Source organism: Streptomyces cynarae (genome assembly GCF_025642135.1).
GTDB lineage: Bacteria > Actinomycetota > Actinomycetes > Streptomycetales > Streptomycetaceae > Streptomyces > Streptomyces cynarae.
Window position 1 is genome coordinate 2,600,580 of sequence record NZ_CP106793.1, and the last position, 24,238, is coordinate 2,624,817.

The window sequence follows — 24,238 nt, forward strand, 5'->3', positions numbered from 1 at the left end:
CTTCCTACTTGCCGCCCTCCTGGCGGCGGGCCTCGAAGGGGCGCTCGCGGCGGTAGCGGCGCTCCCACTTGGCCTGCTGGTCACGGCGCGCGCGGTACTCCTGGTAGCTGGCCGCCGAGGCCGGGGCCCCTCCGGTGCCCGCGGCAGACGAGCCGCGACCGTACCGCACGTACAGGACGAACAGCGCTATGGCGGCGAGCCACCAGATGTGGTTGCCGAATCCGAAGAGGACGAGGACGACGGTTCCGGCAAGGATGATGGTGCCCATGACGCCCTCCTTCGCTTGGGTGAGTGGTTGTGCCACGGGGATTCGACGGGGTGCCGGGGATCCGTGACCCCGTCGGATGTGTGTCCAGCGTAGGGAGGCGGTCACTGCGGGTGCATCTGCTTTTCGATCCGAGGGAGACGGCATGGGCGACGGAGGGCGGCACATCGGGACGGCGGAGCGGCGGGCCCGGCTCGCGGTGCGGCACCGGCTGGGTGCCCGGTCGCGGGCGGTGACACCCGAGGAGGTGGCCGGGTCGCTCGTCGCGCTGCACGGCACGGATCCGGCCACGGTGTACCTCGCCGTCGGGGCGCGCCTCGCGGACGCGGACAAGACCGTGGCGGAGGTCGAGCGGGCGCTGTACGAGGACCGGACGCTGGTGCGGATGCACGGCATGCGGCACACCGTGTTCGTGTTCCCGACCGAACTCGCCGCCGTGGTGCACGCGTCGACCGGCCTGGTGAACGCGGCGAAGGCCCGCGCCGCGCTGGTCAAGGACGTGGTGTCCGGAAGCGGTGGCCGGCTGACGGCTCAGTGGCTCGCGGAGGTCGAGGCGTCGGCGCTGGCCGCTCTGGCCAGGCGCGGTCAGGCGACCGTCGGCGAACTCACCAGGGACGAGCCTCGGTTGAAGGAGCAGTTCACCTACGGCGCGGGCAGGAGCTACGAGGCCCCGCAGACCGTGTCGTCGCGGCTGATGCGCGTCCTCGGTGTCGAGGGCCGGGTCGTCCGGGGACGCCCCCTGGGTGCGTGGACGTCGTCGCAGTTCCGTTGGGCCGTCGCCCCGCCTCACCCCGAACTCCCGCCCGAAGGGGCCCAGCGGGAGCTGCTGCGACGCTGGCTGGAGGCCTGCGGGCCGGCCACGGAGGGGGATCTGAAGTGGTGGACCGGTTGGAGGGTCACGGAGGTGCGCCGGTCGCTGACGGCGATCGGGGCGGTACCGGTGACGCTGGACGGCGGGGCGACGGGTTACGTGACGCCGGGCGACGAGGAACCGCAGCCGGCCGTCGAACCGTGGGCGGCACTGCTCCCGGCCCTGGATCCGACGGCGATGGGCTGGCAGGACCGTGACTGGTACCTGGCCCCCGAGCTGCGCCCGGCCCTGTTCGACGGCAGCGGCAATGTCGGTCCGTCGGTGTGGTGGGACGGCCGGGTGGTCGGGGGGTGGGCTCAGCGGGCGGACGGCGAGGTGGTGTGGCGCGTACTGGACGGGGAGGGGTTGGGCCGGGACGCCCACGAGGCGATCGAGCGGGAGGCGGCCCGTCTGGGGTCGTGGCTGGCCGGCACCCGGGTGACGCCGCGCTTCCGGACACCGCTGGAGAAGGAGCTGTCCAACCGGCCCGGACCGTCCGGCAATTGAGGTCGAGGCCGTTCGGGCCGACCGGGGCTCAGGGGCGGAGCCACCGGGGACGGCAGCCCCGACGCCGGGTGCCCATGAGCGAGAGGGCACCCGGCGCGGCGCTCAACGGCTGTAGCGCATCAGTGCCCGCACCATGTGGCACGTCGTGTCCGACGGCGGCCGTATCCCGACCCGCTCCGCCGTGCTCCGTATCGTCTCGTTGTGCGCCTGGTTCGGTACGTACACGCCGGAGTCGAGCAGGGCGATGGCGAGGCGCATCGCCTTCAGGCGCCGGTTGTGCGTGACGTACCACTCGCGCGGCCGCCCCGGAGGGAGCGGTCGCTTGGCCGTCGGTGCGTACGGCAGGTCCATCGGGACCGGTCGCCGCGCCGTCGACCGGGTCGGCTTCGGCTTGGTTGCGGCAGCGGGCACAGGCATCCTCCTGTCGCGGTCAGGGAGGTGCCGGACACCCCGGCGCCCCCCTCGAACACTGCTTCTATTTTACTGCCCCCCACTGACAAAAGTCCCTGGCCACAGGCCATTTGAGCCAGGTTGTGACATGGGTGAGAAGGGGGGTGTCGGCTACCGTGTGAGGCATGGAGATCTGGATCAACCCGGCCTGCTCGAAGTGCCGCAGCGCCCTCACCCTGCTCGACGCCGAGGGCGCCGACTACACCGTGCGCCGCTACCTGGAGGACGTGCCGACTCAGGACGAGATTCGCGAGGTCCTCGACCGGCTGAACCTCGAACCCTGGGACATCACGCGAACCCAGGAGGCCGACGCCGAGGAACTGGGCATGAAGGAGTGGCCGCGGGACGCCGCCTCGCGCGACCGCTGGGTGCGTGCGCTCGCCGAGCACCCGCGGCTCATCCAGCGGCCGATCATCACCGCGGACGACGGTACGGCCGTGGTCGGGCGCACGGAGGAGGCCGTACGGGACGCCCTGTCCCGCTGACGCCGACTCCCCTGTGACCTACGTTACTTCGCTGACTCCTGTAAACCGCTGAGTAACTCCGTTCGGTATCTCGTACATAGCGGCGTACCTATCGCGTCCGGTCGCCGGTGACGGCGGCCGGGGACAGGAGGCGCGCATGTCGCGTAGGAGAACCCTCAGTCCCAAGAAGAAGATCGCGCTGGCGGTCACCGCCGTCGCCGTGGCCGGCAGTGGGGCCTTCGCCCTCGCCGCCACCTCGAACGCGGCGAACGTGCAGAACGCGTCGACCTCGACGGTCTGTCAGGGCCTGGCCACCGCGCTCGGCAACAACGAGTCGTTCATCGCCGCGCAGAAGGCCAACCCGGACGCCCAGTCGGCGGCGCGGATCGCCAACCGCGAGGCCGTGGTCGCCGAGATCAAGCGGAAGCAGGAGGCGTCCGGCTGCCAGGTCGGGGAGTCGATCCAGGCGGGTCAATCGGGATCGGCGCAGTCCGGCGGCGCCGCGCAGGCCGGGGGGTCGGCTCAGGACCCCCAGGCCTCGCAGGCCGCCACCACCGCGCCTGCCACGACCGCACCCGCGAACAACACGGGAGGCGCCGGCACCGCTGCTTCAGGCCAGCAGGTCTGCAAGGGCTCCACGGTGACGCTCTCCGGTGAGGGCGGCGCCCCGGCCGCGTCCAGCAACCAGTTCCCGGCGGGGACGACCCTGAAGGTCACCAACCTGGACAACAACAAGTCCACGACGGTGAAGGTCACCTCCGTCTCCGGCAGTTGCGTGCTCCTCAACAACGCCGCCTTCGAACAGGTCCGCGAACCCGGCAAGTTCCTGATCCGCCGCGCCCTGATCGAGAAGGTGGGGTGAGGCCGGCGGTTCAGTAACTCCAGAAGGCGGCACGTCACGTGGCACGGTCCTGCTGTTCGCGGCCACGAGCAGCAGGACCGGCACCCCGGTCGAGCGCAGCGCGGCGGCGCTCGGACGCGGGTCCGTGACCGGTTCCGGGTCGGGAAGCCGACGGTCGCCACTGGAGCCGCGGCCGCTCCGCTCGGAGCGGGCCCCGAGGTCGGCCACCGTACAGGGGGCGGTGGCCGGCCTCACGTGCGCTGAGCCGAGGCTCAGCCACGGGGCCGGTGGCGTACGCGCCACAGGTAGGTGGCGTACCCGACGGGGGTTTGCGGGCCACTCGACAGGGGTCGATGGCCTACGCGCCGGAAGGGGACGGATCGGTCACCGTGTGAATCCCGGCACGGGAGCCCCCGGTAACACGGGGTTCACATCAGGGCAATGGCCGGGAAATCGCCTGTTGACATGCTGCCGGGCATCACCCGGCGCCCCACTGCCGCAGCGCCGCGCACCCGCACGACCTCTGCGACTGCGCTGTCGACCGCGCAGTCGAGACCACCCCCGAAGGATGTGGCCCATGGCCTTCAAGGCTGAGTACATCTGGATCGACGGCACCCAGCCGACCGCCAAGCTCCGGTCCAAGACGAAGATCCTGGCCGACGACGCCAAGGGCAAGGAGCTTCCGATCTGGGGCTTCGACGGGTCCTCCACGAACCAGGCCGAGGGCCACTCCTCGGACTGCGTGCTCAAGCCGGTCTTCTCCTGTCCCGACCCGATCCGCGGCGGCGACGACGTCCTGGTGCTGTGCGAGGTCCTCGACACGGACATGACCCCGCACCCGTCCAACACCCGTGCCGCGCTGGCCGAGGTGGCCGAGAAGTTCGCCGCTCAGGAGCCGATCTTCGGTATCGAGCAGGAGTACACCTTCTTCGACGGCTCGCGTCCGCTCGGCTTCCCGGAGGGCGGCTTCCCGGCCCCGCAGGGCGGCTACTACTGCGGTGTCGGCGCCGACGAGATCTTCGGCCGTGAGGTCGTCGAGGCGCACCTGGACAACTGCCTGAAGGCGGGCCTCGGCATCTCCGGCATCAACGCCGAGGTGATGCCCGGCCAGTGGGAGTTCCAGGTCGGCCCGCTCTCCCCGCTCGAGGTCGCCGACCAGCTGTGGGTGGCCCGCTGGCTGCTGTACCGCACCGCCGAGGACTTCGGCATCTCCGCGACCCTGGACCCGAAGCCGGTCAAGGGCGACTGGAACGGTGCCGGTGCGCACACCAACTTCTCGACCAAGGCGATGCGCGAGGGCTACGACGCCATCATCACCGCCTGCGAGTCGCTCGGTGAGGGCTCCAAGCCGCTCGACCACGTCAAGAACTACGGCGTCGGCGTCGAGGACCGCCTCACCGGTCTGCACGAGACCGCCCCGTGGAACGAGTACTCGTACGGCGTCTCCAACCGCGGTGCCTCGGTCCGCATCCCGTGGCAGGTCGAGAAGGACGGCAAGGGCTACATCGAGGACCGCCGTCCGAACGCCAACGTCGACCCGTACCTGGTGACCCGGCTCATCGTCGACACCTGCTGCACGGCGCTGGAGAAGGCCGGCCAGGTCTGATCGGCTCCCCACAGCTCCCGGAAGGGGCGCCCGCCGTGGTGGCGGGCGCCCCTTCCGCACTTCGAGGGTGCTCGGGCACGCCGGGAAAAAGAGCGTCCAAGCAGTGAGAGCAGGCTCCTGTCACGGGCGTGTGTCTGCTTCAATGAGAACCATGGCCAGCTTCCAGAAGTTCAGTGCGACGGGTCGCCGTGACCTCGAGCCCTTCTGGCCTTCCCGTCAGCACCACGACTTCGACCGGGTGTGTTGTCGCGCGAACACCGCGCGGGCCCTGTAGAGCCGTACACCCGGCAGCCGTACCGGCACAGCCGTCCTTCCGGCCTTCGGCCAGCGCGCACGACGTACGTCCCCCGACGAACTCCTCGCGCGAAAGAGCTGACCTCTCATGGCGACCACTCGTTCTCTCTCCACCGCCACCCTCACCACCGCCACCCCGCCGAACGGCTCCGCACGGCACCGGCTGCGTGCCGTCGACCGGGACGAGGCCGTCGACGTGGCCGACTTCCTGCCGCCGGGCGCCACCTGGCTGCCGGCGCCCCCGCACACGCTGCCGAACCTGCCGGGCCGCCCGCCGATGATCGGCTACCTGGTACTCGTCCCGGCCGACCAGCAGCCCCCGTTCCCGCCCGTCGCGGTGCCCGACCAGCCGGACACGGGACAAGCCGTGGGCGCGGACCCGCTCGTCCGCGTCGACACCGGCCGGCGCACCGCCGAGGTGGACGGGCGGCCGCTCGACCTGACCTATCTGGAGTTCGAGCTGCTCGCCCACCTGGTGGCGCACCCGCACCGGGTGCACACCCGGGACCAGCTGGTGACCACGGTGTGGGGCTACGGCCACGTGGGCGACGGGCGCACCGTGGACGTCCACATCGCCCGGCTGCGGCGCAAGCTGGGCGCCGAGCACCGCGACACCATCCGGACGGTGCGCCGCGTGGGCTACAAGTACGTCCCGCCGACGGGCCGTTGACCGTCTGCTGACGGCAGATTCCCGTTCCCTCCGGCCGCCCGTCCGGGCAGAGTCACCGGCATGAGGCTTCTGGTACTGGGTGGTACGGAGTTCGCGGGACGGGCCGTCGTGGAGGCGGCCCTCGGACGCGGCTGGGACGTGACCGTCTTCAACCGGGGGACGCACCGACCCCCGGCCGGTGTGCGGTCGTTGCAGGGCGACCGCACCGCGCCCGACGGGCTCGCCGCCCTCGTGGAAGGCGAGTGGGACGCCGTCGTCGACACCTGGTCGGCGGCGCCCCGAACCGTGCACGAGGCGGCACGGCTGCTGCGGGGCCGCGCAGGGCGGTACGTGTACGTGTCGAGCTGCTCGGTGTACGCCTGGCCCGCGCCGGCCGGGTACGACGAGAGTGCCCCGCTGGTCGAGGGCGCCGAGCCCGACGCCGGCACGACCGACTACGCGCGCGACAAGCGGGGCGCCGAGATCGCCGCCGTCGAGGCCTTCGGCGCGGACCGCTCCGTGCTCGTACGGGCCGGGCTGATCCTCGGCCCGTACGAGAACGTCGGCCGGCTGCCGTGGTGGCTGACCCGCATCGCGCGCGGCGGGCCCGTGCTGGCGCCGGGGCCTCGGGAGCTGCCCCTTCAGTACGTCGACGTGCGCGACATGGCCGAGTGGATCCTCGGGGCGGCGGAGCGGGAGCTCGGCGGGCCGTACAACATGATCAGCCCGCAGGGGCACGCCACCATGGGAGAGCTGCTCGACGCGTGCGTGGACGTGACCGGCGCGGCGGCGGAACTGTGCTGGACCGGGCCGGAGGTGATCCTGGACGCGGGTATCGAGCCGTGGACGCAGCTGCCGGTGTGGGTCCCGCCGGGCAGCGACATGCACGACTCCCTGCACTCCGCCGACGTCTCGCGGGCGCTGGCGACGGGCCTGAGTTGCCGTCCCGTCGGGGAGACCGTCACCGACACCTGGGCGTGGCTGCGGGACATCGGCGGCACGGCGCCGATGCGTCCGGACCGCACCTCGAAGGGGCTCGACCCGGAGGTGGAGGCGAGGGTGCTCGCGGGCCTGTCCGGGGGTGTACCTGACACCACCCCCTGACGGGGGCTCCACCCCGTGACCTCGCCGCCCTCCCCGGCGAGACTGCTGCCATGAACACCAACACGAAGAGCGGCTCTCCTCACACGAGGGCCCGGGCCGTCGCACTGGCGGCGGGGCGGGGGTTCGTGCTGGCCCTGGTGATCCTTCCGGGTGCGGTCGTGTGCTCCACGCTGTCCCTGGTGTCCATCTCGCTCATCCCGATCGGCGTCGGGCTGGTCACCACACCGTGGGTGCTGACGCAGGTGCGGGCGTTCGCCGACTGGCGGCGGGTGCTGGCGGCGGAGTGGGGTGGAGTGAAGATCCCGTCTGCGTACCGGCCGGTCCCCGAGGACGCCAACCCCTGGACGCGGACGTACGTGATGCTCGGCGACCCGGCGACCTGGCGGGATCTGCGGTGGTTGCAGGTGGACATGACGGCGGGGTACCTCACCGCGCTGCTGCCGACCGTACTGCTGATCTACCCGCTGGAGGGGTTCGCGGTCGCGGCCGGGCTGTGGCGGCCGTTGTCCGAGTACGGCGGGTACTGGTACGGCTTCGTGCACGTCACCGACCAGGCCTCCGCGCTCGGCGCCGGCGCTCTGGCCGCCGTCCTCCTCGCCCTCGTCCCGCTGGCTCCGCGCCTGCTGGCCGTCCACTTCCGGCTCACCCGGGCCGTACTGGGCGCGAGCCAGGGGGAGTTGGCCGAACGGGTCCGGGTGCTGACCGAGACCCGCCGGGACGCCGTGGACACCGCCGCGGCCGAACTGCGCCGGATCGAGCGGGACCTGCACGACGGGGCGCAGGCCCGGCTGGTGGCGATGGGCATGGACCTGGGCACCATCGAGATGCTGCTCGACAAGGACCCGGCGAAGGCCAGGGAACTCCTCGCTCAGGCCCGCCGCTCCTCCGTGGAGGCGCTGGCCGAGCTGCGCGAACTCGTCCGCGGCATCCATCCGCCGGTACTCGCCGAGCGTGGACTGGGCGATGCCGTACGGGCGTTGGCGTTGCGGCTGCCCCTCGCCACCGAGGTGAACGTCGAGCTGGACGGCCGCGCCGATGCGCCGGTCGAGTCGGCCGCCTACTTCGCGGTCAGCGAGGTCCTCACCAACGCGGTCAAGCACTCGGGCGCCGACCGGATCTGGGTCGACCTCCACCACGGCGAGGGCATGCTGCGCATCTCGGTCACCGACAACGGCAAGGGCGGCGCGGTGATCGGCGCGGGTTCCGGGCTCTTCGGAGTCGAGCGGCGGCTGGGTACATTCGACGGCGTCCTGGCCGTCAGCAGCCCCGCGGGCGGTCCCACCATGGTCACCATGGAGATCCCGTGCGCGTTGTCCTAGCGGAAGACCTCTTCCTGCTGCGCGACGGACTGGTCCGGCTGCTCGAGGCCCACGACTTCGAGATCGCCGCCGCCGTCGAGTCCGGTCCCGAGCTCGCCCGCGCGCTGGCCGAACTGACCCCCGACGTCGCCGTGGTGGACGTACGCCTGCCGCCCACGCACACCGACGAGGGCCTGCAGTGCGCGCTGCGGGCCCGCCGGGAGCGGCCCGGGCTACCGGTGCTGGTGCTGTCGCAGCACGTGGAGCAGCTGTACGCGCGGGAGCTGCTCGCCGACGGCACCGGCGGGGTGGGCTATCTGCTCAAGGACCGGGTGTTCGACGCGGAGCAGTTCGTGGACGCCGTACGACGGGTCGCGGCGGGCGGCACCGCGATGGACCCGCAGGTGATCCAGCAGCTGCTGACGCGGCGTGCGGCGGACGACCGGCCCCTGGCGCGGCTGACGCCCCGTGAGCTGGAGGTGCTGGAGCTGATGGCGCAGGGCCGCTCGAACGCGGCGATCGCCGACCGGCTGGTCGTCACCGAGCGGGCGATCGCGAAACACACCTCCAATATCTTCGCGAAACTGGGCCTCGAGGTTTCCGACGACGACAATCGGCGGGTTCTGGCCGTGCTCGCCTATTTGGATCACGGACGCTGAACCGGCTGAATCAAATTCAAAAAAGTGAGATCTACCCGTCTCAACTCCCGCTGAAACAGGGGCTTCTGCACCTCTTGCACCCGAATTGCCCTCAGGAACTTCCAAGTTTTTCTCCGGCCCCTGAACACCCCACCGGCCTCCTGCGTATGGGATGACGCCGCTTCACCCCTGTCGGGCGCCTCCGCCCCGAAAGGAAGTCAGAGGAGTTCCATGGGACGCAACACGAGAAAACGCCGTACGCCGCTGGCCACCAAGGCCATAGCCGCCTCGGCTGCCCTAGCGCTCGGTGGGGGCGGGCTGCTCTGGGCCAACTACTTCGCCTCGGCCCACGAGACGAACAACCAGGCGTGGGGAGGGAATCAGACAAAGGCCGCCAGCGCGCAGGTGGCGACGATCTCCTGCCCGGACGTCGGTCAGAAGTTGACGAACGTGCCGGCCGCGGCTCGCAACGGCGTGGCCGCGGAGCTCGCGAACCTCGACAAGCAGATCACCGAGGCGTACTCCCGGCTCGCCTCCACCCGCCAGGCCCAGGCGAACGACGCGAGCTTCGTGCAGAACGCGATCGTCGGCCCGCTGAAGGAGAAGCGGGCCGCGACGATCGACCGGATCAGGATCGACGTCCAGCGGGTCGGCGGGACGTTCGACCAGTCGCTGTCCCAGCTCGCCGCCTGCACCACGCTCACCGCCAACCAGACGAACACCGGCCAGACGGGCGGCGGTCAGCAGAACGGCGGCCAGCAGCAGGGCGGCCAGCAGCAGCAGGGTGGCCAGCAGCAGAACGGTGGCCAGCAGCAGGGCAACAACGGTCAGCAGCAGGGCAACGGCGGCCAGGCCGGAAACGGCCCGGTGGCGGCCGACTTCGTCGACATCACGAAGGTCGCCCCGAACGTCCAGGGCAAGCCGCGCAAGACCGGCAACGCCTCGACGGGTCAGTTCGTCACGCGCTGCGGTGTGAACGCGAACAAGAACCACAACACCGACAACGTGATCGTGGCGCCCGGCGTGGCCAACGGCGCGCACCACCTGCACGACTACGTCGGCAACCAGAAGGTCAACGCCTTCTCCAGCAACCAGACGTTCCTTCAGGGCGGCACCAGCTGCCAGAACAAGAACGACCTGTCGGCGTACTACTGGCCGGTCGTCCGCATCCAGGACGGCACGCAGGACTTCGACCAGAACAAGGACGGCGGCGGCAAGGAAGGCAACGTCGGCCGGATCCTGACCCCCGTCCAGGCGGAGATCAAGTACGTCGGCAACCCGAGCAGCAAGGTCGTCGCGATGCCGCAGTTCCTGCGCATCATCACCGGTGACGCCAAGACCACCACCAACGGTCTGGCGAACGCCAACGCGCACTGGAGCTGCACCGGCTTCGAGAACAAGGTCCAGCTGACGACGCAGTACCCGATCTGCCCGCAGGGCAGCAACGTGGTCCGCACGTTCGCCTTCCAGAGCTGCTGGGACGGCCAGAACATCGACAGCGCCAACCACCGCACGCACGTGGCCTTCGCCGACCCGGCGAGCGGCGTCTGCGGGAACGGCTTCAAGGCGATCCCGCAGCTGACGATGCGCCTCGTGTACAAGATCAACCCGCCGGTCATCCAGAACGGCCAGGTGAAGAACGCCTACGCGGTGGACGGCTTCCCGGACCAGCTCCACAAGGCGGCCACCGACCACGACGACTTCATCAGCGTCACGACCGGCGGCCTGGCGAACAAGATCGCCAACTGCATCAACTCCGGTCAGAGGTGCCAGTGACCCGACCGGGTCGGTGACCCGACTGAGCCGGTGACCCACTGACGAAGGCCGGTGGCGGGAGATCCCGCCACCGGCCTTCGTGGTGTGCCGCCCGGCCCGGCTCAGCCGCTGTGACCGGCGTGGGAGTGGTGGTCGACGCCCACCTCGACATCGCCGCCGAGCTTGCCGCGCAGCGCCTTGACCACTCCGTCGTCGCCGACGGCGACCCACTTGCGGCCCACGAGGTAGTAACCGCCGTAGTCCTTGGCATCGTTGATCCACTCGCGTTGGCCGCGGTCGGTGGCGAAGGTGGCGAGCACGAACTTGCCGTTGGAATTGGTGCAGATGGCCTGACGGATCTCGTCGGCGTCCGTCTGGATGTTCGGCTTGCAGTTCACGTCCGCCGCCAGATCCTCGAGGCTGCCGGTCGCGGCCGCCGGGACCTGGTCCTGGGCGGCCCCGGACGACCCGCCCGATCCGCCGCAGCCGGTCAGCACCAGCAGGGCGACGACGGCACCGGCCGCCAGCTTCTCGCGCGTCCACCTCATGTGTTCCTCCGGTCCTTCGGGCCATGCCGCTGGGAGCCCCCGCGAGGGGCCCTGCCCTTCCGTACGGCTGTGGTGCGTCCGGTGCTCAATGGCGGCACATCTGTGCGACAGTGTGCCGTCGGTACTCGTGACGAGGGGGATGGATGAGCACACCGGGCTGGGAGGAGCGCCTGGCCGCGGCCTGGGCCGCTTTCGACGACTACGCCGAGGGGGGCGCCGCGGACTTCCGCGCGCTGATCGACGCCCTCGTCGCCGAGCTGCCCGACGACAGCCCGCTCGCGCCGTTCGAACGGGCCTGCGCCTGGGACTCGACGGGCCACTCGGACCGGGCGGTGCCGCTGTACCGGGAGGCGCTGGCGCGCGGCCTCGACGGCTACCGCGGTCGCCGGGCCAGGATCCAGCTGGCCAGCTCGCTCAGGAACATCGGGCAGCCCGAGGAGGGCGTCAAGCTGCTGACCCCGGAACTCGACGGGCCGTCGGACGAGTTGGACGACGCGGTACGCGCCACTCTGGCCCTGTGCCTGTCGAGCCTGGGCCGCGACCGTGAGGGCCTCGCCCTGGTCCTCGGCGCGCTCGCCCCCCATCTGCCGCGCTACCAGCGGTCGATGGCGAACTACGCACGGCTCCTGGTCGAACCCGGGGACTGAGCCCGGCAGGGCCGCCACGCCCGGTCAGCGGAGTTCAGCGGGGCCTGCCCCTATGCGGCCGATCGCCCTCCTGGCGCGGCAAGCGGGGCCGGCCCGGTGCCGATGCGGGTCCGGCCATCGCGGCTGCGGGCGTGCTGCCTCCGCTCACCACCGCGCTGCCGCGGTGGCGGCGAGGCGGGCCGGCGTCCCGGTGACCAACCTCTGTCTCGCTCGTTTTGCCGGACGTGCAGCCACAGGATGTCGCCCCGCGCCCCACTCCGACCTCCGGACCGGTCGTCGACGTCGAGCAGGCCGAGGCCGCTCTCGTCGAGCACTACCCCCGGCTCGTGCGGCTCGCCTATCTGGTGCTGCCGACGGGCCTCGGCCGCACCCGGCGGGTGTTGACCGCGCACGCCCTGGTCCAGCGGGCGCTGCCCCACGGGCGCGCCGCCGCCTCGGTGATCCCGGCCCAGGCGACCGGCCGCGACGGCGACCCCGGGTACTCCTTCGTCCGCCTCCGGGTGCTGCGTACGGCACTGGAGGCGGGAGCGCCGCTGCGGCGCGCCGCCTGGCCGAAGCGCTCCCAACTGCCGCCGCTGCTGCCGCAGGTGTGGGGTCTGAAGCTCTTCCCGCGCTCGGGCGGCGCCGACGAACTCGCCCTGGAACAGCGGCTGTCGTCGCTCTCCGGCCCGGCCCGCGCCGCCTACGCCCTGCGCAGCCTGGAGAAGCTCCCCGACGACCAAGTGCGCAAGGTGCTCGCCGCGGCGGGCGTCACGGAAGCGGCGGTCGCGGTCCGGCAGGCCGCGAAGGTGCCCGTGCAGGACGCGCTGCTGGACTCCCCCGAGTTCGACCCGTGCTCCCTCCAGGCCCGGCCCACCGACCTGATGCGGCGCCGCCGGCACGCCAAGGCGGCGCTCGCCGCGGCGGCGGCCGTCGCGGTGTGCGGAGCACTGCTCGCACTGCCCGGCGGCGGCTGGGGCACGGACGACGCGGCCGCTCCCTCGGACGCTCTGAACCCGGCCGCGCAGGCCGCCGTTGACCCGGCCCGGTTGACGACGGTGCCGCCCGCCGCCTGGAAGACCTCGGCGCGCACCGACTTCTCCGTGTGGCCCGCGCGCGGTGCCCTCACCCGAGACCGGGCGCTGCTGCGGCGCGCGCTCACCGCCTGGGCGCGGCCCCGTGACTCCGTCCGGGTCTCGATGACCCCGGGCACCCCCTCGGGCGCTCCGCCCGGTCCGCCGCGGCTGCTGTACGCGGGACAGGTCGACTCCGCGCGCGTGGTGGTCTTCTACGACGGTCTGCGCATCGTGCGCTACGCCGAGCCGAAGGACGGCTCCCGGGGGGCCGCGCTGGACTTCGCCCGGGTCGACGGGGCGGGCGGAGCCGAGGCGGACGCGGTGGTGCTGGACCGCGCCGACGGCAACGTCCGCTATCTGACGGCCCCCTGGGTGACCGGCGCCGTCGAGCGCGACCTGCGCAAGCCGACGGCGGGGACGATGAACCTCGGCCTGACCGGCGGGGTGACCGCGCCGCTCGCGAGTCCGGCGCAGCAGTCCGGCTCGTGCTCGTCGTGGAACGTGTTGCAGCTGACGGGCGGTTCGGGCACGCGGCTGCTGACCGACCTCGGGGAGCTGGTGCCGGCGCACCTGACCGTGGGCGGCCGGGCGCGCCGGGGGAGGTTTCCGGGGCGGCGGCGCTGCGTGCGTGGGCGCCCTTCGCCTGCTCCCTGGCGGTGATGCGGTCGCAGGGTGTGAAGTCGGTGAACGCGTGGGAGTACGCGCGGCAGGCGCTGCCGGACGCGTCCGGGGAGGCGGGCTGGGTGTGCACGCGGGCGGACACGTGGCGGGGTGACGGGGCTCAGGTGCAGGCGCAGTTCCACACGCCGGGCGGGGCCTCCGGGGCGGTCGCGGCGCAGGCCGAGGACGTGCCGGCGTGCGGTGCGAAGGATCCCCATGTGCTGGCGGGCGTGCTGTGGAAGTCGGCGAAGGGCGAGTGGTATCTGCTGGCCGCCGGGGCCGAGGACACCAAGTCGATCCGGGCGACGGGCGGGGTGAACGGGTCGGCGGAGGCCCGGCTGCTGACCGTGCGCGCGAAGCAGGGAGCGCAGGCGCGGTTGAAGGGGACGCTGAAGGACGGAAGGACGATCGGCGCGTTGCGGTGACACGGCGCCGGGCCCGCGCACTGCGCCCGTTCGGTGAGAGACATGTGATTGAGATGTGAACAATTGCTGCCGTTCGGAGCCCTACGCGGCTGGATTCGATCGGTAAGGTGTTCGCATGACAACCGGGGTACGCCGCAGACTGGGAGTCGAGGAGCGGCGGCAGCAGTTGATCGGCGTCGCGCTGGAACTGTTCAGCCAGCGCTCCCCCGACGAGGTCTCCATCGACGAGATAGCGTCGGCCGCGGGTATCTCACGGCCGCTGGTCTACCACTACTTTCCCGGCAAACTCAGCCTGTACGAGGCCGCGTTGAAGCGTGCCTCCGAGGATCTGGCGGCCCGGTTCGTGGAACCGCAGGAGGGCCCGCTGGGCGCCCGGCTGCTGCGTGTGATGCACCGGTTCTTCGACTTCGTCGAGGACCACGGCCCCGGCTTCTCCGCGCTGATGCGCGGCGGCCCGGCCGTCCCCGCGGACGGAGTCCGCTCAAGGGATGCCGTATCCCGTACCAACGCGCTCGTCGACGCGGTGCGGCAGGCCGCCTATGTCCAGATCCTTGCGCACCTGCAGGTGCAGAACCCGCCCGCCCGCCTCGAGCTGGTGGTCCGCTCCTGGATCTCGCTCGTCGAGTCCACGGCACTGATCTGGCTGGACGGCCGGCGGATCCCGCGCCGGGAGCTGGAGGCCCAGCTCGTGCGCGACTTGGCGGCGCTGACGGCGGTGAGCGCCGCCTACGACGACGAGATGGGCGCGCTGCTGCGCCGCATGCTCGGTGACGAGCCGGCCGACGGACCGTTCGGCGACCTCGTCGCCCGGCTGGTCACCCTGGCGTCCTGAGGACGCGTCAGCTCTCGAACTTCCGGTACGAGGCGTCCAGGTCCCGCACCTCGGCAGACGCGTGCAGCGCGAGGTCCCCGGCGGGCTTGACGTACTGCCGCAGCAGCTCCAGCGTGGCCTCGGTGAGCCTCGCCTTGGTCTCCTCGGTGCGCCCGGCGAGCAGCCCGAGGGTGACGTGCACGACGGCGTGCCCGTCGGTGTCGGCGCCGACCGTGGTGTCGTCGGTGCGGCGGAACTGCGTCTTGCACGCCTCGATCCGCGCGGCCGCGATGTCGACCACCCGGTCGTGGAGCGCCAGCGCGAACGCGCGCCGGTCGAAGGCGTCCTGAAGCGGTGCGGAGTAGTCGACGGTGATCTGCGGCATGGGCACTCCTGTTCTACGGCGGACGTGCTCACCCTAGACGGTGCCGGTCAGCCGCAGCGCCAGCAGCGCGATGTCGTCCTGCCGGTCCCGGCCGAAGCGGCCGAGCAGCGTGTCGCACAGCGACGCGACGTCGGCCGGGGCGTCGGCGGCGGCCCTGCGCAGGTGTTCCATCGACACGGTCAGGTCGGTGCCGCGGTCCTCGATGAGCCCGTCGGTGACCATCAGCAGCCGGTCGGTGGACCGCAGCACCGTCTCGGTGGACGGGGGCCGGTCGAGGCCCAGACCGAGCAACGGCCCTTTGGCGGCGGCGTAGGTGGCGGTGCCGTCGCCGCGCACGACCAGCGGCGGAATGTGCCCGGCGTTGGCGATGCGCGCGCGCCCGCTGTCCGGGTCGACCAGAACCAGGCAGACGGTCGCGGTGACGTCCGCGTGGTAGTGCTGGAGCAGCCGGTCCAGCCGCCGGGCCAGGCTCCGCGGGTCCGGGTCCTCCAGGCAGTAGGCGCGCAGCGCGTGCCGGATCTCGACCATGACGGTGGCCGCGTCCAGCGAATGCCCGGCGACGTCGCCCACCGCGGTGAGCACCCCGCCCGCGGTGGTCAGCGCGGCGTAGAAGTCGCCCCCGATCTCGGTCTGCCGGGAGGCGGGCACATAGCGGACGACCGTCTCGACGCCCCGTGTCGGGGGCGCCTTCTGGGGCAGGAAGCTGTGTTGCAGGGTGAGCGCCACATGGCGTTCCACCTGGTACATGAGCAGCGCGTCCGCGGCGAGCGCGGTGGCCTGGGCGAGTCGGGTGACCAGCGGGTCGCCCTCGTCGCCCGGGCCGCGCGCGGGCACGGCGAGGCACACGGCCGGTTTGCCCTCCCGGGTCCGGGTCACCACCACGCGGGCGTCCCCGGCATGTCCGGGCCCGAGGAGCCCGGCCGGCCACAGCGGATACGGCACCACGGTGCCGCGCGCCCCGGTGTGCCCGGCGGCCAGGCCGCGGATCAGCCGGGCCACGGTGTCGTGCGCCTCGGCGCCGGGAGGAACGGCGGACGCGCGTGAGCGGGACAGGCCCCGGTGCAGCTCACCGTCCTCGCCGAGCACGAAGACGACCGCGGGGAAGCCGGTGAGCCGGGCGGTGCCCTCGGCGGCGGCCCGGACGAGTCCCGTCATGCACCGCGCCGCCTGCACCGAGACGATCGTCTCCGACAGCAGCGTCAGCCGTCGCGCGAGCGCCTCCGCACCGGTGCGCATCCGGGCCCCGCGTACGGCGGCCCGTACGACGGCCTGGATCTCCTCGGGTGCCGCCGGCACCGACAGATAGGCCTCGCCGCCGGAGTCCAGCCCCCGGCAGCGGACACCGGGTCCGGCCGAGGCGGCGGAGAAGTGCACGACCGGCAGGGCGGCGGTGGGCGGTGACGACTTGAGCCTGCGGCACAGTTCGAAGCCGCTCATGTCCGGCAGGCCCACCTCGACGAGGGCCACATCGGGCAGGGTGCCGTCGCGTACCCGTGCGTGGAGTTCGGTCAGCGCCTCGCCGCCGCTGGCCACGGGCACGATGTGGTGGCCGGCCCGGGCCAGCACGCTGCCCAGGGCATGGCGGCTGTCCGGCGCGTCGTCGACCACCAGCACGGTGGAGCCCGTGTGTTCGCCGTTGCCGTCCATGAGAGCCGCCCCTCGGCGCTCGGGAAAGAAGATGGGGCGGAGCCGGAGCTTCCGGTCCGCCCCACCACGCTAGTGTCCTAGCGCGTGCCCCGGGTGAAGACCGCGACGGTACGACCCGGAACGGCGAACGTGCCGGATTTCGCCGCGTAGGAGGCCGTCTTGACGGTAGGGTCCGCGCCCGCGGCCTGCACCGGGTGCAGCGCGTAGTGCTCGCCGGCGAGGGCGGCGACCGTCTGCCGCTGCGCCGTCGGTGTCGCGTTGAGGACGACGACCAGGTCGCCCAGCTCCATCGTGATCACGCCGGGCGTCTCGTCCTTCCCGGACAGCGGGAAGGAGAGCCGCGACTGCACCTGCTCGGCGGTGGCGAGGGAGAAGACGGGCTCGGTGGCCCGGATCCTGAGCAGGTCCCGGTAGGCGGCCGAGGCGCCGTGGATCTGCTCGCACCCCACCTTCACCGAGGTGAGCAGGGGCCCCGCGTACGGCCACTTGGACTGGTTGTCGGCCGCCATCGGCAGCCCCCGTCCGAAGCCGTTGCCGTCCCGGCAGTCCCAGTGGATGGCGTTGAACCAGTCGCCGCTGTCGTAGGAGTTGCGGTCCAGGGACTTGGACCGCAGCAGGTCGGAGCCGGCCTGGGAGAGGGACGGGCCCTGCGAGAGGGTGGCCGTGGCCATGGCGAGCACCTGCATCCGGGCCCGGTCGGCCGCGGAGGTGTCCTTCGGCAACTTGTAGGCGAGGGCGTCGAACAGCGACTCGTTGTCGTGCGCGTCGGCGTAGGCGAGGGCGTCGCCGGGCGCGTCCGCATACCCGGCGGGTGAGCCGCCGTAGTCGATCTCGGCTCCGGTGACCTCCTTGCCGGCTGAGTCGGTGAAGCGGTACTTGGCGAGGTTGCCGGTCAGGCCGACCTTGATCAGGTCCTGGTCGTGCAGGAGGCGGGCCTTCTGTTCGGCCGTGGTGCCGTTCGCCGGCGAGGAGTTGGGGTCGGTGTACAGCCCGGACGCGAAGCCCTGGACGCCGGGGTCGGCATCGAAGGGGCTGCCACCGCGCACGGCGTCGCGGGCGCGGTCGGAGAAGGTCGCGATGCCGGTGCCGGCCATGTTCTTCTGCGTGGCCTGCACGAAGCGGGCGTCGTCGGCGACCTCGCCGAAGTTCCAGCCCTCCCCGTACAGGATGATCTTCTTGCCGTCGACACCGTCCTTGGCGGGGGTGAGCGCGTCGAGGGCCTTGCGGACCGCCAGGATGTTGGCCTTGGGGTGGTGGCCCATGAGGTCGAAGCGGAACCCGTCGACCTTGTACTCCTTGGCCCAGGTGACGATCGAGTCCACGACCAGCTTGCCCATCATCGCGTTCTCGGGCGCGGTGTTCGCGCAGCAGGTCGAGTCGGCCACCGAGCCGTCGGCGAGGAGCCGCTGGTAGTAGCCGGGCACGATCTGGTCGAGCACGGAGGTGTCGGCCTCACCGCTCGCCGAGGTGTGGTTGTAGACGACGTCCATCACGACCCGGAGGCCGTCCTCGTTGAGCGCCTTGACCATCCTGCGGAACTGGACCGTACGGGCCGTGCCGTTCGGGTCGGTGGCGTAGGAGCCCTCCGGGACGGTGAAGTGGTACGGGTCGTAGCCCCAGTTGTAGGCGTCCTTCGCGGCGGTCGCGGCGACGCACGCCTGCTGCCGGTCGGAGTCGGGGGCGTAGGAGGCGAGGTCGCAGCCGGGGTGGGCCTGCTCCGACTTCCTCTCGGGGACCGTCGCGAAGTCGAAGGCGGGCAGCAGGTGGACGTACGAGGTACCCGCCGCGGCCAGCTCCCGCAGGTGCTTGGAGCCGTCGCTGTCGTTGTCGGTGAAGGCCAGGTAGGTGCCCCGGTCCTCGGCCGGCACGGTGCTGTCCGCGACCGAGAAGTCGCGGATGTGCAGCTCCTGGATCTGCGCGTCCCTGAGCGGCACGGCCTTCGGCTTCTTCAGAGCCGACCAGCCGCTCGGGGCCAGGGACCTGTCGTCCAGGTCGACGATCAGGCTGCGCTTCGAGTCGGCGGTGAGCGCCAGGGAGTAGGGGTCGGTGACCTGGTTGGTGACGACCTTCCGGACGCTGGGCGCCCACACCTTCACAACGTAGCGGTAGGGCTTGTTCCGCCAGGACGCCGGGCCGGTGACGGACCAGACGCCGGTGGTGTCGTCGCGCTTCATGGCGACGGTGGAGCCGTCGAGGTCCAGTTTCACCGCCTGGGCCGTCGGCGCCCACACCGAGAGCGTGGGACGGCCGTCGTGGAAGACCGGCCCGAGATCGGCCTTCGTCGCGTCGTACAGGTCGTCGAGGACTCCGGCGATCTGGACGCCCGTCGCCGCCAGGACCGCGCCGTTCGCGGCCCGCTGCGAGGCCACGATCTGGCCGCCGAGCGCCTCACGCACCCGGTCGCGGTCGCGCGGGTCCACGGACCAGGCCGTGTAGCCCTTCAGGTGCGGGAACTTCGCCTTCTGCGCATCCGAGAGCGTCGTCCTCGTCAGGCGCAGCCAGCGCTCGTCGTCACTGGTCAGCGTGCCGTCCTTGACGGTGATCGAGCCGTCGTGGGAGTAGACGAGCTGGGTGGACACGGCGCCGTCGACGCCGTTCCAGGCGAGAGTGTCCCGGTCGATCCAGACCGCCTTGGCGGTGGTCGGGTCGAGGGCCGCCGCGGCGCCCGCGGGCTGCGGCAGCAGGTACTTCTCCTGGCCGTTCAGCAGCCACACCTCGTGCCCGTTCGCCTTGAGGTCGAGCGACTGGTCGGCGGGAAGGTCCTTCTCGTCGCCCTTGTGGATGATGTAGCTGAGGCTGGTGGCACCGGCGGCGAGCGGCACCTCGAAGACCGCGCCGTACGCGTCGGTCCGCACCGGCTTCAGCGGGCCGGCCCAGTCGGTGGGGTTCGCGGCGCCGGTCCAGACGTGGATGCCCCAGCCGTCGTAGCTCCCGTCGGCGCGGTGGTAGTGGATGACGGCCTTGGTGGTGTCCTGCGCCGGGTACCCGGGCCTCTGCGTGAGCACCGCCTCCTTGCCCTGCTCGACCCACACCTCGCCGGTCTTGGTGACGTCGATGCTGCGGTCGGCGGAGACGTCCTTGTTGCCGTCCTTGTCGATGACGAGGAAGCCGACACCGGAGGCGCCCGGCTTGAGCTTGACGTAGGCGAAGGCGCCGTAGGCGTCACGGCCGACGAAGGGATGGCTGTTCGGCCAGGTCGTCGCCTCGCCGTCGGCGATGTCGCCCCAGGCGTACAGGCCCCAGTTCGCGTAGTCGCCGTCGGCGCGCTTGTAGTGGACGACCACGTAGTCACGCGAGGACGCCGTGGGGATCTGCGGGGCGGGCGGAGTGCCGGTGGTGCTGCCGGCCGTGGCGCTCGCGGTGCGGCCGGCCGAGTCGACGACGACCGCCTTGTAGCGCAGGGCGGTCCCGGCCGGGACGTCCTTGCCGATCGTCTGGGTGACCTTGTACGGGGCGTGGTCGGCGGAGCCGAGGACCTTCCAGGCGCCGTCGCCGACCTGGGCCGCGAAGACGACGCGGTCGAGCTGCCCGCCGGTGACGTCGGCGGAGACCTCCACCGTGCCGGTGGCGCCCGCGTCCGGGGCCTTGAGGGTGAGGGCCGGCTCGGCGGCGGGGGAGCCGAGCGGGCCGGTGGCCTTGAAGACGACCGCCGACCGGGCCGGGACGGTGACGGTGACGTTCTTGTCGGCGTCGCTCGTGAGGGAGGCGTCGGTGCCGTGGATGCCGCGGAAGGTCATGCCGGCCGACCCGGTGGCGAAGGTGGCGGTCCTGCCGCCGTCCGCGTTGTTGAAGGCGACGACGTACTCGGTGCCGTCGGTACCCGTGCGGGAGAAGGCGTAGACGCCGGGGCCGTCGGCGGCGTAGCGCTGGGTCTGGACGCCGTCGATGAGTGCGGGGTTGTTCTTGCGGAGCTTGGAGAGAGCGACGATCTCCTTGTAGAGCGGCGCACCGGTGTCGTACGAGTCACTGGCGTGCGTACGGTCGGTGCCGATCTCGTCGTCGTCCAGGTAGTCCGGGACCTTGGAGGCGAACATGGTCTGGCGGGCGTCCTTGTCGCCACCGGAGCCGGTGAAGCCCTGCTCGTCGCCGTAGTAGACGACCGGGTTGCCGCGGCTGAGGAACATCACCTCGTTGGCGAACTCGTCCTTGGCGAGCAGCTCGGCGTCGGTCGCCTTCGGGTTGTCCTGCTTCAGGAAGTACCCGATGCGTCCCATGTCGTGGTTGCCGAGGAAGGTGACCTGCTCATAGGCGTTGGCCCTGTCGGTCGTGTACTTGTAGTCGTCGGCGAAGACGCCCGCGAGCTTCTGTGCGCTGCCGCCCTGGGAGGCGTAGGTGCGGGCGGCGTCCTGGAAGGGGAAGTCGAGCGTGGCGTCGAGACGGCCCTGGGTGACGTACGGCGAGGTGATGGCGGTGTCGGCGGAGTAGACCTCGCCGAACATGAAGAAGTTCCTGCGGCCGTGCCGAGCCGCGTACTTGCCGAGCGCGGTCGCCCACTGCGTCCAGAACTCCATGTTCACGTGCTTCACGGTGTCGATCCGGAAGCCGTCGACGCCGAAGTCCCGCACCCAGCGCTCGTAGATCTTCTCCATGCCCTTGACCACCTCGGGACGCTCGGTCCACAGGTCGTCCAGGCCGGAGAAGTCGCCGTACGTGGTGGACTCACCGGCGTAGGTGGAGTCGCCCCGGTTGTGGTACATCGTCGGGTCGTTGAGCCAGGACGGGACCTTGAGGTTCCGCTTGGCGGCGGGAACGACCGGGGTGCGTGGGAAGGAGTCGGCGTCCACAGCCGGGAAGTGCCGGGCGCCGTCGGCGTAGTCGGCGTCGTCGAAGGGCCGGCCGTCCTTGGTCAGGTACGGGAAGGCGCCCTTGGAGAGGTAGTCGTAGGACTTCTCCGCATAGTCGACGACGTCGGCGGTGTGGTTGGTGATGACGTCGAAGAAGACCTTCATGCCCTTGGCGTGCGCCTTGGAGATGAGTGCCTTCAGGTCCCTGTCGGTGCCGAAGTGCGGGTCGACCTGGGTGAAGTCGGTGATCCAGTACCCGTGGTACCCGGCCGAGGCGTTCGCCCCGGTCCCCTGAACGGGCCGGTTCTTGAAGATCGGGGCCATCCAGATGGCGGTGGTGCCGAGGCCCTTGATGTAGTCGAGACGGTCGGTCAGGCCCTTGAGGTCGCCGCCCTGGTAGAAGCCCTTGTCGGTGGGGTCGTAGCCGGTGGCCAGGCGTGAGCCGGTGAGCCCGCCGCGGTCGTTGGAGGGGTCCCCGTTGGCGAAACGGTCCGGCATGACGAAGTAGAACTGCTCGCGGGTGTCACCGTGCCGCGCGGGCTGCGCGGCGAGCTTCGCGTCGGACGGGGGCGCCGGCGGGGTGGCGGCGTGAGCGGCGAGGGGCGGGAGGAGGGCGGCGGCGAGCGCGGCGACGACGGTGGCCGCGACCCTTCTCCGGTACGGGGTGCGGCGCGTCGGGGGCGCCGGCCATCTCGGTATCACAGGTGTGAACTCCTTGCGAATACGGCTCAGGTGGGTCCGGCCCCTACGCCGCGGGACGGCTTCGTCGCCGGGCGCCCGCGTGACCGTACCGCTCACGCAAGGTTTACAGCAAGAGACTTGAAAGCAATGGAAAGGAATTGCATCGACAGGGGCCCGCCGCCCACGCAATACGGCGAGCGGCGGGCCCCCTCGGGACGTGCGGGCTCAGCAGCCGGACTTGCCCGCGTAGACGGCGAGTGCCGTGTTCGGGGCCACCGACGCCTGGAACCAGCCGCTGCTGTTCACCGTCACGGTCCTGTTGCCCTGCACATCGCAGTACGTGCCGGCCGGCAGCGACGTCTCGAACCAGCGGTCGGCCGTCGTGCTCTCGTGGTTGATCACCACGTAGCCCTTGCTTCCCCGGCCGAAGGCGATGAGGTTGTTGCCGTCGTCCCACCACTTGGTGACCGCCTGGCCGCGCGTGGCGTTGCGGAAGGCGACCATCGACTTGATCTCCGGCCACGCGTGCTGGCACTTCCAGCCGTCCTGCCAGCAAGCGTTGACCTGTCCCCCGTTCGGCGGACCTGCGTCCGAGTCGGACCACTCGTACCCGGAGTTGATGTCGGGTGCGCCGTACGGCCAGGCGAGCATGAAGACGTTCGCCAGCGTGTAGTTGGCGCCGTCCTTGTAGTTGAGGGTGGAGCCGTTGCGCTCGGTGTCGTGGTTGTCCACGAAGACCCCGGCGACCGAGCTGCTCAGGTAGCCCCAGGGCTCGCCGAAGTTGCTCAGGTACGCGAGTTTCTCGCTGTTGAAGACCCGCTTGAGGTCGTAGGCGTAGCGGAACTCCTGGACGTCGCCGTTGCCGGTGTACTCGGTGGGCTGGACCGCCTCGCCGGCGCCGTAGATGACCTCCTGCTTCCAGTACGCGGAGGGGTTGGTCAGCCTCGACTTGATGTTGGCCAGGTCGTCCGCCGGGATGTGCTTGGCGGCGTCGATGCGGAAGCCGTCGACACCCAGGCTGAGCAGGTCGTTCATGTAGCCGGCGATGGTGCTGCGGACGTGCTCCTCACCGGTGTCCAGATCGGCGAGGCCGACGAGTTCGCAGTGCTGCACGTTCCAGCGGTCCTGGTAGTTGGTGACCTGGGCGGTGCAGTCGTCGAAGTCGGCATACGAGTACAGGCCGGGATAGTCGTACTTCGTGTAGGAGGAGCCGCCCGTGCCGGTGCCGCTGCCGGCCGACATGTGGTTGACGACGGTGTCGACGACGACCTTCACACCTGCCGCGTGGCAGGTGTTGACCATGTTCTGGAAGGCCGTGCGGTCGCCGAGACGACCCGCGATCCGGTAGCTGACCGGCTGGTACGACGTCCACCACTGCGAGCCCTGTATGTGCTCGGCGGGCGGGGAGACCTGCACGTAGCCGTAGCCGGCGGGGCCGAGGGTGTTGGTGCACTCCTTGGCGACCGAGGCGAAGTTCCACTCGAAGAGGACGGCGGTGACGTCCTTCGTGCCGGGTGGCGAGGCATGGGCGGTCCCGGCGGGGACGGCGAGTGCGACCGACGCGGCCGCCGCGAGGGCGAGTGCGCCGGAGAGCGTTCTGCTGGGCATGTGGGGGTCCTTCTCCGTTGAAGGATCTGCTGAGGGGAGGGCCTGCGAGAAGGCGCTGAGACCCTCTGAAGGGAATTGCTGCAAGTTTTCAACCACTTGCAGTGCAGCAGACCGTACGAGCCCCGCCCCCGGCGGTCAACCCTGCGGACACGCCCCTGTCACCCATGCGAAAAGCGCCGGACGACCGAGCCCCTCCTACCTCGCAGCCGTCCGGGAGCCGTACGACACCGTCGCGGCCGAGTACGCCGCACGCGGCTGAGGGGATG

Annotated in this window: 18 protein-coding genes and 1 pseudogene; 12 read left to right on the forward strand and 7 right to left on the reverse strand. The window is 71.3% G+C overall.

Features of this window, described 5'->3' with window-relative positions; translation table 11 throughout:
- Positions 1–4: 4 nt before the first annotated feature.
- Positions 5–268 (reverse strand): hypothetical protein, encoded by a 264-nt coding sequence (locus tag N8I84_RS12200; RefSeq protein WP_263229541.1) that lies wholly within the window; start codon positions 266–268, stop codon positions 5–7.
- A 142-nt stretch (positions 269–410) separates the two neighbouring features.
- On the opposite strand from N8I84_RS12200, the gene N8I84_RS12205 reads away from it, so the two are divergent.
- Positions 411–1,622 (forward strand): winged helix DNA-binding domain-containing protein, encoded by a 1,212-nt coding sequence (locus N8I84_RS12205; protein WP_263229542.1) that lies wholly within the window; start codon positions 411–413, stop codon positions 1,620–1,622.
- A 102-nt stretch (positions 1,623–1,724) separates the two neighbouring features.
- Here the strand turns inward: N8I84_RS12205 and N8I84_RS12210 are convergent, their stop codons facing one another.
- Positions 1,725–2,033, reverse strand: a complete 309-nt coding sequence (locus N8I84_RS12210; protein WP_103843620.1) for a hypothetical protein — start codon at positions 2,031–2,033, stop codon at positions 1,725–1,727.
- 164 nt (positions 2,034–2,197) lie between these two features.
- Here N8I84_RS12210 and N8I84_RS12215 point away from each other — a divergent pair, with 164 nt between their 5' ends.
- From N8I84_RS12215 to N8I84_RS12250, 8 genes are all read left to right on the forward strand, one after another.
- Positions 2,198–2,557 (forward strand): arsenate reductase family protein, encoded by a 360-nt coding sequence (locus N8I84_RS12215; protein ID WP_263229543.1) that lies wholly within the window; start codon positions 2,198–2,200, stop codon positions 2,555–2,557.
- 136 nt (positions 2,558–2,693) lie between these two features.
- Positions 2,694–3,398 (forward strand): septal ring lytic transglycosylase RlpA family protein, encoded by a 705-nt coding sequence (locus N8I84_RS12220; protein WP_263229544.1) that lies wholly within the window; start codon positions 2,694–2,696, stop codon positions 3,396–3,398.
- 556 nt (positions 3,399–3,954) lie between these two features.
- Positions 3,955–4,983, forward strand: coding sequence for a glutamine synthetase (gene glnII, locus N8I84_RS12225; protein WP_263229545.1), 1,029 nt, complete (start codon positions 3,955–3,957; stop codon positions 4,981–4,983).
- Positions 4,984–5,365: 382 nt separating this feature from the next.
- The gene (locus tag N8I84_RS12230; protein WP_263229546.1) at positions 5,366–5,947 is read left to right on the forward strand and encodes a winged helix-turn-helix domain-containing protein; all 582 of its coding nucleotides are present in this window, start codon (positions 5,366–5,368) and stop codon (positions 5,945–5,947) included.
- A 60-nt stretch (positions 5,948–6,007) separates the two neighbouring features.
- On the forward strand, positions 6,008–7,030 hold the full coding sequence (locus N8I84_RS12235) for an SDR family oxidoreductase (RefSeq protein ID WP_263229547.1): 1,023 nt from the start codon (positions 6,008–6,010) through the stop codon (positions 7,028–7,030).
- 50 nt (positions 7,031–7,080) lie between these two features.
- Positions 7,081–8,349, forward strand: coding sequence for a sensor histidine kinase (locus tag N8I84_RS12240; protein WP_263229548.1), 1,269 nt, complete (start codon positions 7,081–7,083; stop codon positions 8,347–8,349).
- Complete coding sequence (locus tag N8I84_RS12245) at positions 8,334–8,987, forward strand: response regulator transcription factor (RefSeq protein WP_263229549.1); 654 nt, start codon at positions 8,334–8,336, stop codon at positions 8,985–8,987. Before N8I84_RS12240 ends, N8I84_RS12245 begins: the two co-directional genes overlap by 16 nt.
- Positions 8,988–9,197: 210 nt before the next feature.
- Positions 9,198–10,742 (forward strand): DUF1996 domain-containing protein, encoded by a 1,545-nt coding sequence (locus N8I84_RS12250; protein WP_263229550.1) that lies wholly within the window; start codon positions 9,198–9,200, stop codon positions 10,740–10,742.
- 101 nt (positions 10,743–10,843) lie between these two features.
- Here N8I84_RS12250 and N8I84_RS12255 read toward each other — a convergent pair whose 3' ends face one another.
- Positions 10,844–11,269, reverse strand: a complete 426-nt coding sequence (locus N8I84_RS12255; RefSeq protein WP_263229551.1) for a hypothetical protein — start codon at positions 11,267–11,269, stop codon at positions 10,844–10,846.
- Between the two features lie 143 nt (positions 11,270–11,412).
- Here N8I84_RS12255 and N8I84_RS12260 point away from each other — a divergent pair, with 143 nt between their 5' ends.
- The 3 genes and pseudogenes from N8I84_RS12260 to N8I84_RS12270 all read left to right on the forward strand — a co-directional run bounded on the left by N8I84_RS12260 (position 11,413) and on the right by N8I84_RS12270 (position 14,888).
- Complete coding sequence (locus N8I84_RS12260; RefSeq protein WP_263229552.1) at positions 11,413–11,916, forward strand: tetratricopeptide repeat protein; 504 nt, start codon at positions 11,413–11,415, stop codon at positions 11,914–11,916.
- Between the two features lie 224 nt (positions 11,917–12,140).
- A pseudogene (locus tag N8I84_RS12265) lies at positions 12,141–14,056 on the forward strand (hypothetical protein).
- A gap of 115 nt (positions 14,057–14,171) precedes the next feature.
- Entirely contained in the window at positions 14,172–14,888 is a 717-nt protein-coding gene (locus N8I84_RS12270) for a TetR/AcrR family transcriptional regulator (RefSeq protein ID WP_263229553.1), read from the forward strand.
- 7 nt (positions 14,889–14,895) lie between these two features.
- On the opposite strand, the gene N8I84_RS12275 is transcribed toward N8I84_RS12270, so the two are convergent.
- The 4 genes from N8I84_RS12275 to N8I84_RS12290 form a co-directional block, all read right to left on the reverse strand.
- Positions 14,896–15,252 (reverse strand): 5-carboxymethyl-2-hydroxymuconate Delta-isomerase, encoded by a 357-nt coding sequence (locus N8I84_RS12275; protein WP_263229554.1) that lies wholly within the window; start codon positions 15,250–15,252, stop codon positions 14,896–14,898.
- Between the two features lie 33 nt (positions 15,253–15,285).
- Complete coding sequence (locus tag N8I84_RS12280; RefSeq protein WP_263229555.1) at positions 15,286–16,899, reverse strand: fused response regulator/phosphatase; 1,614 nt, start codon at positions 16,897–16,899, stop codon at positions 15,286–15,288.
- A 77-nt stretch (positions 16,900–16,976) separates the two neighbouring features.
- On the reverse strand, positions 16,977–22,385 hold the full coding sequence (gene pulA / locus N8I84_RS12285; RefSeq protein ID WP_263229556.1) for a pullulanase-type alpha-1,6-glucosidase: 5,409 nt from the start codon (positions 22,383–22,385) through the stop codon (positions 16,977–16,979).
- Positions 22,386–22,589: 204 nt separating this feature from the next.
- Positions 22,590–23,972: an alpha-amylase gene (locus tag N8I84_RS12290; RefSeq protein ID WP_263229557.1), complete on the reverse strand. Its 1,383-nt coding sequence runs from the start codon at positions 23,970–23,972 to the stop codon at positions 22,590–22,592.
- Positions 23,973–24,238: the final 266 nt, after the last annotated feature.

What these genes read in the sequence shown, in the direction of transcription:
- N8I84_RS12270 (WP_263229553.1), top strand. Translation starts at nt 14,172, where the DNA reads ATGACAACCGGGGTACGCCGCAGACTGGGAGTCGAGGAGCGGCGGCAG.
- N8I84_RS12200 (WP_263229541.1), bottom strand. Translation starts at nt 268, where the DNA reads ATGGGCACCATCATCCTTGCCGGAACCGTCGTCCTCGTCCTCTTCGGA.
- N8I84_RS12260 (WP_263229552.1), top strand. Translation starts at nt 11,413, where the DNA reads ATGAGCACACCGGGCTGGGAGGAGCGCCTGGCCGCGGCCTGGGCCGCT.
- N8I84_RS12240 (WP_263229548.1), top strand. Translation starts at nt 7,081, where the DNA reads ATGAACACCAACACGAAGAGCGGCTCTCCTCACACGAGGGCCCGGGCC.
- N8I84_RS12255 (WP_263229551.1), bottom strand. Translation starts at nt 11,269, where the DNA reads ATGAGGTGGACGCGCGAGAAGCTGGCGGCCGGTGCCGTCGTCGCCCTG.
- glnII (WP_263229545.1), top strand. Translation starts at nt 3,955, where the DNA reads ATGGCCTTCAAGGCTGAGTACATCTGGATCGACGGCACCCAGCCGACC.
- N8I84_RS12275 (WP_263229554.1), bottom strand. Translation starts at nt 15,252, where the DNA reads ATGCCGCAGATCACCGTCGACTACTCCGCACCGCTTCAGGACGCCTTC.
- N8I84_RS12215 (WP_263229543.1), top strand. Translation starts at nt 2,198, where the DNA reads ATGGAGATCTGGATCAACCCGGCCTGCTCGAAGTGCCGCAGCGCCCTC.
- N8I84_RS12235 (WP_263229547.1), top strand. Translation starts at nt 6,008, where the DNA reads ATGAGGCTTCTGGTACTGGGTGGTACGGAGTTCGCGGGACGGGCCGTC.
- N8I84_RS12205 (WP_263229542.1), top strand. Translation starts at nt 411, where the DNA reads ATGGGCGACGGAGGGCGGCACATCGGGACGGCGGAGCGGCGGGCCCGG.
- N8I84_RS12220 (WP_263229544.1), top strand. Translation starts at nt 2,694, where the DNA reads ATGTCGCGTAGGAGAACCCTCAGTCCCAAGAAGAAGATCGCGCTGGCG.
- N8I84_RS12280 (WP_263229555.1), bottom strand. Translation starts at nt 16,899, where the DNA reads ATGGACGGCAACGGCGAACACACGGGCTCCACCGTGCTGGTGGTCGAC.
- N8I84_RS12290 (WP_263229557.1), bottom strand. Translation starts at nt 23,972, where the DNA reads ATGCCCAGCAGAACGCTCTCCGGCGCACTCGCCCTCGCGGCGGCCGCG.
- N8I84_RS12230 (WP_263229546.1), top strand. Translation starts at nt 5,366, where the DNA reads ATGGCGACCACTCGTTCTCTCTCCACCGCCACCCTCACCACCGCCACC.
- N8I84_RS12250 (WP_263229550.1), top strand. Translation starts at nt 9,198, where the DNA reads ATGGGACGCAACACGAGAAAACGCCGTACGCCGCTGGCCACCAAGGCC.